Raw genomic sequence first — 17,142 nt, 5'->3', positions numbered from 1 at the left:
ACCTGTCAATGGAGTCAGTTGCCACGAAACCCTCCGAGGGTGCTGTGCGAACGGGGTGTGTGCACAGCCTAAGGAGCCCACTTTCGGCTGCGGAAGTTGCATAAAAGCAATGGCGCTCCCCGTAGCTGCGACTGCCGCCACAGTGGGTGAAGCTGCAGATGAGAAGGTAAGAATTTATGGGGTGAAGGGCGCATGACGCGGGAAACTTTGCTAGCTGCCGTGACCGAAAGGTTGAGAGACTTTGACGCAACGAGAGATCCGCAATCCGTCCTCGAACCTGGGGCCCTAGCTGAGGCCGACGCCTTGATGGACAGCCGTGCCGATCCAGTGTCCGACTGGGAGGTCTTGCGCGCGGTCGGACTCCTGCACTGGGACCGGTACCTCGCCCTTCCGGAAGACCAAGGCCCCGAGGAATTGGAGCAGGCTGTTGAACTTCTCAGTCCGGTCTACCGGACAGTCCCAGATGATGTTCCCGAGCAGATCAAGGTGCTCCTCAACAAGGTGACTGCCTGGCATAACCATGCCGTTGACCTGCTGGAGGAAGCCGATACTCAAGACCGAGCTGCAATCGAGGAGGCCATCAGCCTGCTGCAGAGCGCGGTGGAGCACACGGTAACCACCGATCCCCGCCGGGCGGGATATCTGTCAACTCTGTGCACCGCGTTGGCGGACTTGCACGCCAACACGGGGGATCTGACCGTGCTCTCGCAGGCCGTACGAGTGGGCTGGGAGGCAGTTGCGGCAGGCAAAGAAACCGAAGCAGACAATGCGACACTGGCCCGCTACCTGTCCCGCTACGGTCAAACGCTCCACGTGTGGCACGAGCGCACGGACGACGTGAAGGCGCTCGAGGCGGCCATCTCCACGCTGCGCGAAGCGGTCAAGAAGAGCTCCTCTGAGGAGCGCTCCGGCTTCGGATTCGCCCTGGGTAGCGCGCTGCAGGCCTGGCACGAGCGAGTGGAGGATCCAGAAGCGCTGAAGGAAGCTATCGACCTGGGCCGAAAAGAACTAGCCGAGACTGGGCCCGGTCACCCCCTCCGGTGGTCCTCGTTGGGCAGTCTCGCCGGCGGCCTGCTGCTCTGGTACAAGCGCACGGGAGACCCCGCCACGCTCGAGGAAGCGGTGGGATTCTACAGGGACGCCGTCAAGGAGACTCCACTCGGGCACAAAGGGCATGAGGCCAACTTGGCCGCACTCGGCATCGCCTTGCGCGTTCGATACGACGCAACAGGCGACCTCACCACGCTTGACGATGCCATCGACGCCCTGCGTGAAGCCGTCGCCGTGACACCCGTCGGCGCCCCTCTCAATCCGGGATTCCTGACGGGCCTCAGCAACGCTCTGAGAGTGCGCTACGAGCGGATACCGGACGAGGCGACGATTGAGGAAGCGCTACGCGCGAGCCGGAAGGCGGTCGCCGAAGTTTCGCCTGGCGATTCCCGACGAGCTGGCATCCTGGCCAATCTGGGCGGCGCGCTGATAACCCAGCACGAACAGACTGGCGCCTCGGGTCCCCTCACCGAGGCGATCACCGTATTGAAGCAAGCGATGGAAGAAACCCCAGAAGGCAGCCCGTATCGAGGCATCGTTTTGTCCGGTGTGGGGATGGCACAGCAAGCCCGCTACCAGTGCACGGGAGACGTGTCCGCCTTGGAGGAAGCAGTTCAAGCTTCCCGGAAAGCGGTGGAAGCGACCCCCGCAAAACCCCCACACCCTGACCGTGCGAAGCTCCTGGCGAACCTCGGTAGCGTATTGAACGCCCAACAGCGGCAAGCAGGCTCTGGGAACAATGCTGCACGCGAGGAAGCTGTAAAGGTGTTGCGAGAAGCGGCGGGTGTGATCGCTGCACCGCCCAGCATCCGCCTAGGTGCTGCCCGTGACTGGGGTCGTCTCGAGGCTGTGGCCGGGCATTGGGAAGAAGCGGCTGAAGGGCTGGCGATAGCCGTCGGCTTGTTGCCACGTGTGGCTGCACGTCATCTGCAGCGAAGCGACCAAGAGCATCAACTGACCCGTTTCCCGGGGCTTGCCTCCGATGCCGCCGCCGCTGCCCTGCAGTGCGACAGGGTGGAGCAAGCCGTGGAACTGCTGGAGCAGGGGCGCGGAATTCTGCTCTCCCAGGCGCTGGAGTCGCGCAGTGACCTCACCGGACTACACGATTGCGACTCCGAGCTGGCCGCAGAGTTCGACCAGATCCGCGCAGCACTGGACGACGACCTCTACACTGCATCACTCAGAACTGATGATCTCGGATCGCTTCCGAAAGGTGTAGCGGATCGGCGCTATGAGCTGGCCCGTCAGTGGGACCTCCTGATCCAACAGATTCGCAACAGGCCAGAACCTGAGCTGCAACGCTTCTTGCTGGCCCCGGGCCTGGATGAACTGCTCCCTGCCGCCCAGGAAGGTCCGATCATCACCGTCAACGTCAGTGCGTATCGCTCTGATGCCATCATTCTCACCCCGCAGGGGGTGCAGGTCGTGCCGCTGCCCGACCTCACCCCGGAAGCGGTAGTCGAACAAGTGGAGAAATTTCTTACTGCGGTCGAGACTGCCCGGCAGAAGCACAAGGACGCAACAGAGCGCGTGGAGAGCACGCTCGGCTGGCTGTGGGACGCACTTGCCGAGCCGGTGCTTACGCACCTTGGCCTGACCGCGTCGCACGTGCCTACGCAGGCCTGGCCGCGGATCTGGTGGTCGCCGACCGGGCTGCTCAACTTCCTGCCCCTCCACGCGGCCGGCCACCACGATCTCCTGAGACAGACCGCGCCGCCCACAGTGCTGGATCGGGCTATCTCCTCCTACACGTCAACCGTGGACGCCTTGCAGAACGCCCGGCGGAAGGAAGATCAGGACCAGGAACTGGAGACCGATCGCACCTGGTCCGTGGAGCAACATGAGCACACAACCCGTCAACTCGTCGTGGCCATGCCTCACACCCCCGGGCAAAGCGACCTCCCGGGAGCAGAAGAGGAAGCACAGATCATCACCCACCGCTTCCCCAAAGCTGAGGTCCTGCTAGCGGCACAAGCGACGCGCGATCGCGTCCTGGCAGCACTCCGGAACTGCTCGTGGTCTCACTTCGCCTGCCATGCGTACAGCGATATGGCGAGCCCTTCGAACAGCCACCTGCTCCTCCACGGCGCTCCCTTGACCATCGTCGACGTCTCACGGCTCCAGGCCGACGGCTCTGCACTCGCCTTCCTGTCCGCCTGCAGCACCTTCCGAGGCGGAGCAGCGATCCCGGACGAGGCGGTCCACCTGGCCACCGCGTTCCAACTTGCGGGCTATCAGCACGTCGTCGCCACGATGTGGCCGGTGCTGGATCAGACGTCGGCCCGGGTAGCTAACAAGATCTACGCCGAGCTGGACGCCACCGACACCCTGGAACCGGATGCTGGAGAAGCCGCTTTTGCCGTGCACGCCGCGGTCCGCGAGCTTCGCGCAAACGCCCCAGGCGACCCTCTGCAGTGGGCTCCCTACGTCCACGCTGGCCCCTGATCCTGCGACGCCCGCCGACCACTTTGGGGGTAACGACAGCAGCCACGGGCGACCGACCCTCTGTACCTCGGACGCCAAGCTCAGGACAAATGCGTTGGGAGCACAATCTGCAAGGCACGGCATAGAGTGGTTCAGCAGGATTTCTCAAGGCTATCCACCAGCACCGATGTGCAGGAAGGTGGGCCACGCCGCGAACTCCCCGGAGGAGGCATATAGAGGCCCGCTGCGGAGTCCTGACCCCGAAGACTTCCATGAAGCCAGGCAGGCCCGCCCAGTGCCGTGAGAACGCCGGTCAACACGGTGACGATTGCTAGGGCTGGTCGCGAGTTTGTGACCAGGGGGGAGGCGTCGCATGGTGCTGGGCGGCAGGGATCGGCGGCCGGCCCCAGTCCAGGACGTGGAGGCCTGTGCTGTGGATGAGGCCAGCGTCGAGTTGGAGGAGCTGGATGGGGGAGTGCCCGCGTCTGCGCAGCCACCTAAGGCGGCGTTGCTGTTCGGCTTGGCTCAGTGTGTGCCAGTGGTCGTAGTGGATGCCAGGGGCAGCGCCGGGTCTCTCGCGGGCCCAGGCGCGCACGAGGGTGATTTCGTCTGGTGCGCTATGCAGGGTGATCAGGGCCCACGCGGTGTCGTACGCCAGCGTCGCCCCGTGCCGGGCCATGAGCCGGCGGGTGCGCAGCTGGCGCACAGGGGCCAGGAGCCAGCGGGCGGTGTGGAGTTTCATGCAGGTGTGCTCCCGAGATCGTGAGGCCGGTGCCGAAGGACGGCGTCGGTGGCCAGGCCCTGGTGGCCGAGGGCTGTGAGGGTTTGGACGAGCGCCTGGACGAAGACCTCGCGCTGCTGCGGGCTGTGCAGGGTGGTGACGAGGTCGTCGGTGAAACGCCGGATGTCACCGCGCAGGTCATCGTCCTGCGCCTCCTGCGGAGCAGGCAGGCCCTTCAGCGCCTGGGCCAAGTTGTCGAGGTCGTTGAAGCGGTCGGGGAACTGGGCCATCCACCACACGCGGCGTAGGTCGGGGTCGGCGAGCACCCGCTGCAGCTGGGCCAGGCGGTGTAGCTCCTCGCCGTGTTCGAGGTCTGCTGCCTGCTGCCGGCGGGCATGTTCCTCGGCCAGGGCGCGGTCCGCTGCCGTGACGCTCAGTTCCGCCGTGCCACTGACCTCCAGCCCTGGCATGGGGTAACCGCGTTGCAGCAGGGAGTTAATGGCGTCGTGGGCCGCTGCGAGATCCAGGACGGAGTGCCGGCACAGGATCCCCGCGGCCTGCCGACGCAGGTGCTCACGCGCCGGCACCGCCAGGTCGCCCCCGCCCGTGTCACCGGGATGCGTCCACTTCCAGCTCCCGGTGATGCGGACGGTGAAACACACACTGCTGATGTGGCTGGCCATCCGCTCGCCGCTCAGCACGAGCGGATGAGCTGTGCCCGCGGCTGCCGCATCTGCTGCGAGTTGGGCCGGTCTGCTGCGCCGGCGCAGCAGACTCACGCCGTCACGGCGGCGCCGTCACCGCCGGACCGCGGCATGGCGGTGGGGCTAGCAGGGGAGGCCACCTCGGAGATCAGCCGGGCGAACAGCTGTGCGCGCCGGGCCCGTCCCAGCTCGGAGCTGTCGGGCGAACCCACCAGCAGGCCAGAGGGGCCTTCCTGGCCCAGATAGCCGCGCAGCACCTGCGCCACCAGGGGCAGGACCTGGTCGTCCTGGAGCTCGGGCGAGTCCAGCCAGGCCGCCAGATGCCGGTACGCCGCCTGCGCTGTTGTGGGCTCCTGCAGGGCTGCGCGCCAGCCGCGGACGAACAGTTGATCGGCCAGCACATTGGGAGCATCGACGGCCTCGCCGGTGCTCTCCTGGCTCGCAGGCAGTGGCAGGAGGATGTCGCTGGTGATATCGGTCAGGGCCAGGAACGTGCCCGCTCCGGCCTTACGAATGGTGCTGTCGCTGGATTCGGCCCATTCCACGATCTCCGACAGCACCAGGACGCGTTGCTCGGGAGCGCTTGCCAGGGTGCGCACCGCGTCGGCTACGGCGTCCCGGGCCTGGTCGTCATCGCGGGAGGCCAGCAGCCGCAGCCGGGTCAGGGCGACCCGCGGATAGCGCTGGCCCAGCTCGCCCGCGCAGACCGCGGCGACCGCGGTGATCAGTTGTTCGCTGGTTGTCTTCTGCTGGGCCCAGTCGTACAGCTGCTTACGTACGGCGACGCCGGCGACTGGATGGAGCGCCATAGTCTGCAGGATGTGGATGGCAAGCTGACGGTGCGCCACACGGTCGGTCTCGATCCAACGTCTGGCCACGGACAGCACGGTCGAGCCGCCGGGCAGCAACGCCAGCGGCACCAGACAGTCGGCGATGCGCTGCAGATGACGCACGGCGATCTTGTTGGGTGCGCTGATTTGGGAGGCCCATTCCAGCAGCACGGGCCGCAGCTGCGGCCGCTGCCGCCACACGTACTTCAGCGCAGCTGCGGACAGCCCACGTTGCTTCTCCTCCAGGGAGATGCCCTCGTCATCCGTGTACGAGGCGTCGATCGCGGCCAGCCGCTTGTCCAGGTCGCGGCCGAACAGCGCACCGCCACGCGGCAGCTCACCACCGACTTGCGTGAACAGCTGGTCCGCAGCTCCCAGCACGACGGCGGCCGGAGCTCCATCCAGCAGGGCGGCCGCGATCAGCAGCGCGCGCTCCTGCAGGTCTCCCGGCGCGGAGTGCCGCTCGAACCAGGTTTCCAGATGCTTCTGCCAGTCGGTGAACTGCTTTCCGACTGCGGACTGGTCGTCGTCCTTGGCCTCGGCGATGAGCCGGGCCAGCCGGGCGCCGTCGGATGCCGGCGCCTCGGGGGCGAGCAGGTCGTTGAGCGGATCGTGCGTCAGCCAGTCCATCCGGCCGGCAGCGAGGTGGCGCAGATGGGCCTCGGCGACCTTTAGGGCCGAGGGGCGCGCGAGGTGCACGGCCGGCACGGTCGCGAGGATCCTGGGGTTCCAGCCGTTCGGATCGGCCAGGATGACCAGAACGGCGTCGTCGGCCTGTGCCTGCTTCTGGTAGTCGGCAAGTCCGGTGTAGAAGTCCTCCGACAGATCGCGGTAGTCCGTCAGGTCCAGAATGCAGGCGCGCCCCTCGGCGTGGGGGATCTGCTCGGTGCGCGGCTGGTCCCAGTCCAGGATCAGCCAGCTGATCTGCTTCCTGGGCACCCCAGCCTTGCGCAGCGCATGCAGTGCGGCAGTGCGTCGTCCCGTGCCGGCCTCCCCGCAGAGCACCAGGACGTGACTCTTGCCGTAGGGGCGGCTGAGCATACCGACGGCCTGTGCCACTTGGCCGGACCCCTGCGGCTCGGGGGGATCGACGAATGCGTGTTCCGCGAGGTCCAGTTCACGGTCGTCGACACTAGCGCTGCGCAGGTACTGCCAGCCCCGGACGTACTGGTGGTGGTGCTCTTCGTAGTCGCCAGCGACCTGCGTCACCTGGGCTTGGCCGGATGCTTCGATCTGCTGCTGCACCGATGCGGTGCCCTCGGCGTCGGTCATGACTGCTCCTGGCTGCGGATGTAGTCGCGTCCGACCTGGATCAGCCGGGCCTTGCCGCTGGCCTTGCCCTTCTGCCGTACGGCGCCGCTGCTCTCGTTCGCGGTGGTGTCCTTTGTGCTGCGCTCAGTGGCCTGGGTGGGGCGGCCGTCGGGTACGGCGTCGCTGTCCTGTGCGAGGTAGGGAGCGAGTACCGAGGGGACCAGCCCGGGGACGAAGAGCCAGCAGTTCTGCTCGAAGCCCGGCTTGCCCTCGACGCGGGCGGTGGCCCGGTGAAAGTGCTGCTCGTCGAGAGTCGGCGTGCGGCCTGCGGCGACCGTGCGGCCAAAGACGGTGTCCGACACCACGGCAGCCAGCAGTACTCCGTGGTCCATCGCCGCGGTCATGGCCCGGCGGGCTGCGTCGCTGTCGACCAGCCGGCAGGCGTCGTTGGCCGCGTCCCCTCGGTGCTCCGGCGGCGCCAGGGGCCCGACGTGCACGCTGGCCCGCAGCCGGATCGTCGGCGCGCTGGCCAGCCGGGTCTGCTCGCGCCGCTCGAGTGCCTGACCGAGGTGGACGAGGAGAGGGTCGATCAACCGTGCCGCATGCCGGGCCGGCAGCACGAAGATGGCGCCGTCTCCACGGTCCTTGACGACGCCGAGCAGTGTCGCGTCGCCGATCCCGCACTGAGCGAACACCGTCGACAGCATGCTGTCCAGATCGGCCCGCGCGGGCGCCATCTTCGCCTCGGGGAGCTTGCTGTACTCCTTCATATCGACGGTCAACAGAGCATGCTCCGGCGGCACATCGGTGACGTCGGACGGGACGAGAGAGGGCATGGGCAGCAGCCTTTCCATCGTGTTGGGGAAATCCGGGTGGGTGTGCTGCCTCATGCTGGACGCGCCCGAGCGACGGCGGTGCCCAGTGCTGGGCACCGCGCCGGTGCGGTCGGTCACGTCTGCGCGTGAGCGTGTGACTGGATCGATGTGATGTCGCGGATGATGAGTCCGCCAGCGGCCTCCGTGGCGAGCCATCCCTGCTCGCGCCACGGTTTCAAAGCCGTTCCCACGGCGTTGCGGGACGCGCCGATCAGCTGTGACAGCTCCAGCTGCGTCAGCCGCACGAGGCATTCGGCGCCGCCCGCCGACGCGGCCTGGAGCAGCCGTCCGAGCGCCGAGGCCAGGCGCACGGGCACGGCCGAAGTGGCCATCTCGAGACGTACGGTCTCCGCTTCGCGTACCCGCGCGATGGCGTGACGCAGCAGCGCGGCCTGCAGATCGTGGCGGTCCACGAAGGCCAGGAAGTCAGGGGCAGGGATGATGTGCACCCGGCAGTCCTCCGCGGCGATGACCGACGCGGTGCGTGGCTGGTTGTCCAACACCGCCAGCTCGCCCAGCAGTTCACCTGCGCCGCGTACCGCCAGCAGCGTCCGTTCGCCATGCGATCCGGTGAGCGTGATCAAGGTTGATCCGGAGACCAGCAGGATGACGTGGGTGCCCGGATCCCCCTGCCGTAACAGCACGCTCCTGGCCGGGCGCACACGGGCCGGAGCCAGCTGACATAACTGCGACCAAAGATCATCACCGATGACCGAGACATGCGGCTGATACATACACCCCCCGAGTGTGGTACCCGTCACGCCACGATGTTCTCAAGCAGTGATGTATCCGCTCAACAATCCAATTCCGGCCATGCCTATGGCAGTTGCCGTTAAATCGACTGCCCACTTCACCGCACGGAACTTCTGCTGCGCCAAGCCGGCGAACAACACCAGCCGCTCCGCCTCCGCCCGCGCAGGCTGGCCAGAGCCCATCGCCGAGAACGTCGACACGAGTTCCTCGGCTCCGCTCTGTTCTGGGAGAGGACCTACGAACACCCTGAATCCACCGTGCCGTGGCAGCACAGGGCGGATCGCGGACAGGGCAACGACGAGTGCCGCACCAAGAAGAGCCGCAGCACACGCCAGCGCAGCCACCGACAGCCAACTGGACCCCGGCACAGTCGACAGCGTCGCAGCGTCCACGGCCAGCAGGCCGCCAGTCACGCCGCACAACGTCGTCGCCTTCGTGTCCGCCCGCTGCATCTCAACGAACATCTCCGCTGCCGCATCCCCAAGCCGCCGGCAACCCGTGCAGTCAGCTGGAGTGAACCCCCCGCCCATGTCAGCCACGTCGTTCCTCCATCGGGGCTTCGGTTCTGCACCGCTCGGTTTTGCTCCACACCGTGCAGGAATCACGTCGGGGCCTGGGCACACTGCAGTGCATCACGCATGCCGAATCCGTCACAGTCCGGCTGCGCCCATGCGCCAGGGACACCGAGCCGGGCCCCTCGGCGGGGCGCCTGCCCGGCCCTGGCAGATGATCTCCACGCGGGGATGCGCGGTGAGCCACGCGGCGAGCGGTCCCGCTTCATGTCCGGACAGGACATCGGTCGGACGATGGCGTTTACCGTCCGTGATCGCAGTGGCGTACGACTGTCCGTGCCAGGTGGCGAAATCATCCATACCCAGCACCCGTGGCGTGCTGGGCTGCGGATCTGGCAGCGACATGACCCGGCGCAGCAAGGTCAGCATCTGCCCGATCCCCCGTCGCCCTCCGGCCGTGGGCGGCGGTGCCTGACGCGAACGGTGGCCTTAGCTGTGCCGTGTCTGTGGCGCGCAGCGGGCGGCACCCCAGCTCAAGGGACGAGGGCGCCGGCGGGCAGGGACAGGTCGAGCCGGGGCAGACGTCCGGCGTGCGCGCGCAGATGCCGGGCTTCGGCGAGCATGACGGGGGCGAACACGCTGTCGCCGGGCGGGCGGCCCGTCAGCCGGTGGTGGGCGCGGGTGCCGGCCAGTAGCGGGCGTGCCCAGGCAGGGACGGCGTGCAAAGGGCAGTGCCGATGGCCGACCCCGTGGAGCTTGACGGCGGAGACGTCGCCGGTGATGTCGAGGTCGCGGGTGAAGCGCAGGCTGCCCAGGCCGGCCCGCGTGAAGGCCAGCACGCTCAGCGTTCCGGCGATGAGCGGGTGTGCGAGAGCGGCTAGAGCGGCGGCCTCCTCGGACGCGATCTCGATGCCAGGGGCGGCCTGGATCAGCTGCGCCGTGGCCAGCGCACCGGCACAGGGGTGACCCCGCTGGCCGGGCCTCATCGACGCCGCCTCGGTCCCGCCCGGCTGCGGGGCGGCTGACTGCCTCGCGGCCACCGCCGTCGCCGCCGCTCCCGTCTTCGCCGGGGGAGCGGGAGGGAAGGACGGGTGCGCGGGTATCGGTCCCGGTTCGGCGAGGAGCGCCTTGAACTGGTCCCGGCCGCTGATGCGGCGCTCCACGCGGGCCAGCGCCGGCGGCAGTCCGCGCGGCGGCTTCTGCCACAGCAGCGTCAGCTGAGCTCCCGTCATCTCACGCCAGGCGAGCAGTTGGTCGATCCGGCGGATGGTCAGCAGATGGGCGCGGGGGACCAGGACGTGCCGTACTCCGGTCGCGACCGTCCAGGCGGCCGCGGCGAGCCAGGCCGTGTTCACGGAGTCCAGCCACACGTCGGGGGAGTGGGGCCCGGGGGCCAGCCGTTTGCCCAGCGCATACAGCATGTCGTGCGCCAGCGCGGCCGGGCTGCCGCTGGCCGGCGTCGGCTGCACGGTGATGCGGCCTTCCCCGGGCTGGTGGGCCTGCAGTGCCGCCCGGGTGTAGAACAGGTCGTCCTGCTCGTCCACCACGATCGTCACGTCGCTGTACGCCACTGCCACCGTCCTCTCCCGGTCGCGCGCCGCCACACCGCCCCGGACCGGCCAGGCACGCGGCTGGTCCGTACGGCGCGCACGGTTGTTGGCGGCGGCCCGTGCTTGCCGGGCCGCCGCGCATGCGCGGCCGTTGCTACATGCCGCCGAGCTTGCTGTACACCCAGTTGACGAGATCCTGGCTGACCTCGGTCAGGCCTTTCTTCTTCATGCCGTTGAGCATGTGCTTGGTGATGGTGGCCCAGTTGCGGAAGTTGCCGTGGGCCGCGGCCCGGTCGATGTTGCGGATCATCTGCGGGGCAACCTTGGCCCACAGGGAGTGGAACGCCGGCAGCGTGGCGACGACCTCGGCCTCGGGCATGCGCGTGAACTTCTGCCAGATGAAGATCCGTGACGCCAGCATCGGTTCACGCTTGAGGACCTTGTAGCAGTTGTCGCCGCCGGCGAAGATCACCGCGATGTCGGTGTTGCGGTCGTCCCACAGGTGGCGCCAGTACTCGAACGAACTGCGGCCCATCCACTGGGCCTCGTCGCACACCAGCACGCGGAACGTCTGCGACAGCGTCTCCTTCAGGAGGGTGTCGAATTCGATCGGCCGGGTCGGCGGTTCCCCGGGCAGCCCCAGGGCGTGGAACAGTCCGTGGCGGATGTCGCGGGGGGTCGGGCCCGAGCGCAGCTCCAGGCGGTAGGTGTTGTCGGGGGCGATCTTGCGCAGTGCCGAGTTCACCGACATCGTCTTGCCGTATCCGGCCGCTCCGTAGGCGACCATCATGGCCTTGGCGTCGATCGTCGCCTGGACGTCGTCCAGCGTCGTCATGAGCGTGTCGGTGGCCACCAGATGCGCATCGAGGCGGTGGAAGTGGTCCTCGTCCTCTGCGGGCAGCCTGCCGTAGTCCATGTCACCGCTCACGCGTTCTCCTCAGGGGTGTCGTCCTCCGGCTCGTCCGCGGCCGGTGGGATCGGGCGGGCCCAGCCGTCCGGGACGGGCTGGTGCGGGATGTAGTCCGGATCGGCCCGCCGCAGGCCTGCGGCGGCCGAGTCAGCCAGTTCTGCCTCGGCCTCCGCCTCGGTCAGCGCACCCAGACGCTCGGGCGGGGCGGCGGTGGTGACGGCCTCGAAGCGCTCGCGGCGCAGCCGTGCCGCGGCCTTCATGTCCGCGCGAAGCCGCCGCGCCTTGGCGGTGCGGGCGTTGCGGACCTTTTTGACCTGCTCCTCGCTGGCCGCCTCGGCCAGAACGGCGCTGCCCAGGTGCGCGCCGTCCAGGCCGAAGACCTCGATGGTCATGTCGTGGTGGGGCAGGTGGCGCACCGCGACGCGGACGCCGGCCTGGCCGACCATCCAGGGGGCGATGTAGTGGCGGTTGCGCAACCGCACGCCCTGCGTGGTGATGGTGCGGGTGCGTCCGTCGTCCTCGAGCCCGAAATGGGCCAACTGTTCGGCGGGAACATCGTGCAGGGGAGTGGGGTCGCACGACCACGCCTCCATCGGGGTGCGGCCGCCCAGCCCCCTGGGCTGGTGCTCGGTGTTCCACCAGTGCACCCACTTCAGCAGCAGCTCCACGAACGCCTCGAAGGAGAGCGCGGGCTCGTTGGGATCCGCGGTGCGGCCGCCGGTGAGCGTCTGCCGGTGCACGTAGCGCGGCATGGAGACGAACAGCATGTCCTCGACCGCGCCGTTGAGCGCCTCGATGGTGCCCTTCAGATGCGGGCTGTAGGCCGGGAGATCGACGACGGGCACGGCGAAGGCGCCCAGGGCCGAGGCCACGGTGGCACACAGGAACTCTTTGCCGCGGTCCACTCGGATCAGGCCCGGCAGGCCGCCGGCCGGGCCGAAGGGCTCGGCACGGTCCAGGGCCATCCGCAGGGCCGCCAGCACCGCATCTGCGCTGGGCGCGTGGGGCGTCACAGCCACCCCCGTGACGACTTTGGTGCGGCAGTCGATGAACCAGGTCACCCAGGGCTGCATGAGCTGGTCCTCGAGCAACACCCGCACGGGCACACACTTGTGGTCGCCCTCCCAGGCGGCGTTGCGGTGCGCGGGAGGGCGCTGTGCGAACACATCGAAGGCCCGCCGGGCGGCCTCCCCCCTGGCGAGCCCGGCCCGCTCCCCAAGCGTCAGGTCCCGCCGCAGCGCCCGGTGGATCGTCGACAGCGACGGGGCCGCAGGCAGCCGGGGATCGGCCAGGGCCCGCTGCTTAAGCTCGCGGTGCACGGCGGAGGCGTTGCCTCCCCACAGCACCAGCAGCCGCCGGATCTCCGGGGTGACGCTGAACCGTGTCCGGGACGCCGCGTCGACGTGGCCGGTGGCGCGCGCTTTGGCAACCCACCGCCACACCGCCCGCTCCGAGCGGCCCACGGCCGTGGCGACCAGCTTCACGTGCGCGCTGGTCAGCTCGCCGCTCTGGTCCAACGACAGCAACCGCGGCAGCGCGGCCAGCCGCCCCGAGCGGGCGGTGAAAACCGCTTTGCCGGCACCCTGCGTGCCAGCAGAAGAGTCATTCATGCGGTCTGCTCCTTACATGGATACGAATCGCGGAAGGGCCACAAGTGCCGTGCTTCCTCGGGGTGTTGGGGGTGTTCGGGCAGGACGTTGCGGGCGACGCCCGGCCGTCAGGGCCGTGAGGTGGCGTCATGCCAGGGGAGGCGGGCACGGCGGAGCCGTAAGCCCGCGCCGGGTGCGAGCGTCAGCAACTTCGCTGGGAAGGGGGGCGTGTTCCTCGATGGCCCGGCTGTTCCAAGGAGCACTCGCGTGCGCCGGGATACCGGGGAGGATCCGGCACTGGCCGTCCTGCTGCGGTGCCGTCGGGTGGGAGGCTGCGGTCGGCGCTGAGCCAGTTCTTGTCAGCGCCGGCCGCGGGCATGCAGGGGCGGCCTGTGATACGCCGGGAAGGAAGTGCCGGGCCCGCCGGTCACCGCACGGGGGAGCTGCCGGCGCCCGAAGAGGCTGTTCGAGGGCCGGGAGATGGGCTTCTCGGCGACTGTGGTGCCCGGTTTGGTACTGGTACTGGTACTGCTCAGGTGTTTTCCAGCAGGCGCCGGATCCCGTCGTGGATGACTGAGGTGTGTTGTTGCGGTGTGAGCCAGGCGGCCGTGGAGCCCTGGTCGGTCTTGTTGACGAGCAGGACGTCGTCGACGACCTCGGCCACCGGGTACAGGTGGCTGATGACGATGACCCTCGTGTCCTGGGCCACGCTGTCGCTCAGGACAGCGAGGGTGTCGCCCAGGCGGGTGTTGTCCAGCGAGCCGAAGCCTTCGTCCAGGAACAGGCTTTCCAGCTTGTTGTGGCTGGTGTTGTGGAGTTCGACGAGCGCCAGCGCCAGCGCGAGGGAGGTCTGGAAGGTCTCTCCGCCGGAGAGGGTCTCCGGGTCGCGCGCGTGATTGGTGGCGCGATCAACGACCTTGAAGTCCTCAGTGAACGCGTAGTCACCCATGGAGATCTGCCGGAGGATCCTGCTGCCGTGCCTGAGCAGCGAATGGGTGCGCTGATCGGTGAGATAGGTGAGGAACCTCCCGTCGGTGAGCTGGTCGCTCACGCTCTTCCACACCGCGGCCTGCCGGTGGGCGGCTTCGAGGGCGGTGCCCAGCGCGTCGGCGTAGGGGATTTGGGACTGTGCGGTGCTCAGATCGGCCTTGGCCGTGTCGTGGGCTGCTTCGGCTTGGATGGTCTTGCGGCTGAGCGGGTCGAGAACGGCGGGGGCGAGCAGGTCGCTCTTCTCGGGCACCGGGAAGCCGGGGTCCGGGTCCGTCTCGTCGGCGGTGGCGCCGGCTTGGAGGATCAGCTCCTTCTCGAATGCGCGGACCTCGTCGGTGGCGTGCTGCGCGGCCTGCCCGAGCGTGCCGGTCAGAAGCTGATGCAGCGAGGCGAGGGCCATGCAGTAGGTGTCGACGGCGGCCAGGTCGCCTGCGTCCGGGACGGGAGGCAGGTCGGGGGATGCCTCCACCTCGAGAAGGCCTGCGGCATCGGTGGCCGTGTCCGCCCAGCGCTCCAGCTGCTTGATGAGCTTGCGCGCGGGGGTCTCGACTGTGCGTCGGCGGCGTGCGTCCAGGGCCTGCAGGTTTTCGCTGTGCAGCGTGAGGGCCTGCCGGGCGTCGTCACGCTCCACTGTCTTCTGCTCGAGCCGTTCGAGGCGCTGGCCGGCCGCCTCCTTAGCGGAGGCGATGTCTTGCAGGGAGGGCAGCTGTGACGGGGAGGACTGGGCGGGGCGGATGGAGGGCGGCAGTTCGCCGACCTCCTTCAGCAGACTCGCCAGCTCGGTCTCGTACTGCAGCAGGGTCTTGTCCAGCCGTTTGCGTTCACGCTGCAAACGGCCGCGCTGGCGTTTGAGCTCGGCCCGGGCCGCCTCATGTTCGGCCTGCGCCGCCCCCAGCTCCGCCTGGGCGCTCGTGTGTGCCGTGAGGGCCTCACCCTCCGCGTCGCGTAGCGGCTGGGCAAGTGCTTTGACCGCACGGGTGATCTCCGCCCGGCCTACTGGTTCGCCCTCGGCAAGGGCATGCGCCTGAGCGGTCGCCTGCCCGCCCAGCGTGTTCAGGTCGGTGGCCGGGGCCGGAGCACCGGCCGGGTGCACCGCATCTACGAGCTCTTGCACCTGGAGCAATGCCGCGTCCATGCGCTCGCGGGCGGCCAGGTGTCCGCGGCGGTGCTTTTCGACCTTCCGCTCGGACACCTTCAGCTGGGCGGCCGCCTCCGCCCTGGCCTCCACCGCCGCTTCAACGGCGTTTGAGCGTGTGGTGACCTTGCGTCTGGCCTGAGTAAGCGCCTTGCCGTCCAACAGCGGCGGGGGAGTGAAGTCGCTTGGGACGGGCCGGGTGCACACCGTGCAGGCGTCCCCGGGCGCCAGACCGGCACCCGCCGCGTGGGCGGCCTCCCGGCGCTGCAGCGCAGCGAGGTCGTCCTGGGCTGCTTCCAGAGCGCCGCGCCGCTTCTTCAGCTCGCTCTCCAGGCCGGCGCTGTGGCCGCGCTGTTCCTCCACCGTCTCAAGCGTCGTGCGCTGCGTCTGCAGATGCCCGGCCGCGGTGTTGGCCTCCTGCAGCGCCGCCCGGACGGCCTCCTGGATCTGTTCAGTGTGCGTGCGTGTCTCGCTCACCATGCGCTCGGCCCGGCCGGCGGCCTCGACGAGGGCCGCGTTGCGCTGCTCGTGCTTTTCCAATTCCTGCCGTGCCTGCGTGTGCTCCTGGTCGTGCTCGGTGTGCTGCTCCTGCTCCTGCTTCAGCCGCTGTTCGACGGCGTCCAGGCCGGCTGCACGCTCCGGCAGGCGGGACAGGACAGCGAACGCGTTGGACAGGGATCGAAGCGTGTCACTGGCCTGTGCGGCCGTGTCCAGGGCGCCCTGCGCCGCCTCCAGTTTCGCGGTCAGGTCGCGTCCGGTGGTCTCCTGTTCTGCTGCCTCGGCATCGAGTTCCCTCTTCTTCCGCGCCAGCGCAGCCGTCGTGATGCTCGCATCCGCAACAGCGCGCTCACGCAGCAGCCGCGCCGCTTTGTCCACGCCCGTCTTGCGGTGCTTGTGCTCGACGGCCCGGCTCTGGGCCGCGCGCAGCGCATCCAGTCGCTCGCGCCGGCGCGCCGCGATACCCCGGGTGCGTTCCAGGTCCAGCAGCGCCTGGGAAGCGGCAGCATGAGGATCCGGCAGGAGAATCGCGCGGGCCCTGGTGGCCTCGGTGATCTGCGTATTCAGGCGCTCCAGTCGCCCGCCCGCCCGCTTGCGTACACGCTCGAGCTCGTTGATGCCGAAAATGTGCCGCAGGATGTCGGCACGGATGGCCCTGGGGGCCTTGAGGAGGGTGCCGAACTTTCCCTGGCGCAGCAGGACCGTGCTGACAAAGCCGTCCCAGTTCAGCCCGATGATCCGGGTCACCGCCTGCGTCACCGCGGCCTTGCCGTCGACCCGCATGTCGGCGCTTTCTTCGGCGAGGGACTCGAGCACGGCCTGCGGCCCCTTCTTGCCGTCCGCATGCAGGGTGCGGCGCACACTCCACTCGCGGCCGTTCGCCGAGAACTCGAACACCACGTCCATGCTGGGGCATCCCTTGCCGATCAGCTCGTAGGCGGCCTTGGGGTCCTTGGACCACGAACACGTCCCGTACAGGGCGAAGATGATCGCCTCGAGGATGGTGGACTTGCCCACGCCGGTGTTGCCCAGGATGGCGAGCAGGCGCTTGCCGGTGAAGTCGATGCTGCAGGTGCCGGCGTAGCTGCGCACTCCCGTGAGGGTGAGCCGCAAGGGCTTCACGATGCCTCCATCCCGGTGTCTTCCAGCGCGGTGCGCGGCAGTTCCTCAAAACCTCTGCTGTCCTTCGGCCACGGGCACGTCCCGTACAGGGCGAAGATGATCGCCTCGAGGACGGCGGACTTGCCCGCGCCGGTATCGCCGGCGCTGCCAGGCAGATGCTTGCCGGTGACGTCGATGGTGCAGGCGCCGGGGTAACTGCGCACCTCTGTGAGGGTGAGCTGCAAGGGC

The 17,142-nt window shown here is 68.6% G+C and carries 12 protein-coding genes; 1 reads left to right on the top strand and 11 read right to left on the bottom strand.

The features are described from left to right. The first annotated feature begins 306 nt into the window (after positions 1 to 306). On the top strand, positions 307 to 3,495 hold the full coding sequence (locus IE244_RS39655; protein WP_191878439.1) for a CHAT domain-containing protein: 3,189 nt from the start codon (positions 307 to 309) through the stop codon (positions 3,493 to 3,495). 310 nt (positions 3,496 to 3,805) lie between these two features. On the opposite strand, the gene IE244_RS39650 is transcribed toward IE244_RS39655, so the two are convergent. From IE244_RS39650 to IE244_RS39600, 11 genes are all read right to left on the bottom strand, one after another. Further along, complete coding sequence (locus IE244_RS39650; protein WP_191878438.1) at positions 3,806 to 4,216, bottom strand: hypothetical protein; 411 nt, start codon at positions 4,214 to 4,216, stop codon at positions 3,806 to 3,808. Then, entirely contained in the window at positions 4,213 to 4,974 is a 762-nt protein-coding gene (locus IE244_RS39645; RefSeq protein ID WP_191878437.1) for a hypothetical protein, read from the bottom strand. The genes IE244_RS39650 and IE244_RS39645 overlap by 4 nt, the downstream gene beginning before the upstream one ends. After that, the gene (locus IE244_RS39640) at positions 4,971 to 7,001 is read right to left on the bottom strand and encodes a hypothetical protein (protein ID WP_191878436.1); all 2,031 of its coding nucleotides are present in this window, start codon (positions 6,999 to 7,001) and stop codon (positions 4,971 to 4,973) included. The genes IE244_RS39645 and IE244_RS39640 overlap by 4 nt, the downstream gene beginning before the upstream one ends. Next, complete coding sequence (locus tag IE244_RS39635) at positions 6,998 to 7,816, bottom strand: hypothetical protein (RefSeq protein WP_191878435.1); 819 nt, start codon at positions 7,814 to 7,816, stop codon at positions 6,998 to 7,000. Before IE244_RS39635 ends, IE244_RS39640 begins: the two co-directional genes overlap by 4 nt. Before the next feature lie 113 nt (positions 7,817 to 7,929). After that, positions 7,930 to 8,589, bottom strand: a complete 660-nt coding sequence (locus IE244_RS39630; protein ID WP_191878434.1) for a Crp/Fnr family transcriptional regulator — start codon at positions 8,587 to 8,589, stop codon at positions 7,930 to 7,932. A 39-nt stretch (positions 8,590 to 8,628) separates the two neighbouring features. Continuing rightward, positions 8,629 to 9,072 (bottom strand): Pycsar system effector family protein, encoded by a 444-nt coding sequence (locus tag IE244_RS39625; RefSeq protein ID WP_191878433.1) that lies wholly within the window; start codon positions 9,070 to 9,072, stop codon positions 8,629 to 8,631. 581 nt (positions 9,073 to 9,653) lie between these two features. Next, positions 9,654 to 10,697 (bottom strand): hypothetical protein, encoded by a 1,044-nt coding sequence (locus IE244_RS39620; protein ID WP_191878432.1) that lies wholly within the window; start codon positions 10,695 to 10,697, stop codon positions 9,654 to 9,656. Between the two features lie 127 nt (positions 10,698 to 10,824). After that, positions 10,825 to 11,598: an AAA family ATPase gene (locus IE244_RS39615; RefSeq protein WP_191878431.1), complete on the bottom strand. Its 774-nt coding sequence runs from the start codon at positions 11,596 to 11,598 to the stop codon at positions 10,825 to 10,827. After that, positions 11,595 to 13,115: a TnsB C-terminal domain-containing protein gene (locus IE244_RS39610; protein WP_373305833.1), complete on the bottom strand. Its 1,521-nt coding sequence runs from the start codon at positions 13,113 to 13,115 to the stop codon at positions 11,595 to 11,597. The genes IE244_RS39615 and IE244_RS39610 overlap by 4 nt, the downstream gene beginning before the upstream one ends. A 586-nt stretch (positions 13,116 to 13,701) precedes the next feature. Beyond that, positions 13,702 to 16,914 (bottom strand): AAA family ATPase, encoded by a 3,213-nt coding sequence (locus tag IE244_RS39605; RefSeq protein WP_268252929.1) that lies wholly within the window; start codon positions 16,912 to 16,914, stop codon positions 13,702 to 13,704. Further along, positions 16,911 to 17,138 carry an AAA family ATPase gene (locus IE244_RS39600; protein WP_191878428.1) on the bottom strand — a complete coding sequence of 76 codons (228 nt, stop codon included), beginning with the start codon at positions 17,136 to 17,138 and terminating at the stop codon, positions 16,911 to 16,913. Before IE244_RS39600 ends, IE244_RS39605 begins: the two co-directional genes overlap by 4 nt. Positions 17,139 to 17,142: the final 4 nt, after the last annotated feature.

The sequence above is a fragment of the Streptomyces filipinensis genome (assembly GCF_014649495.1).
Taxonomy (GTDB): Bacteria; Actinomycetota; Actinomycetes; order Streptomycetales; family Streptomycetaceae; genus Streptomyces; species Streptomyces filipinensis.
This window is presented reverse-complemented; position numbering and strand designations above follow the sequence as displayed.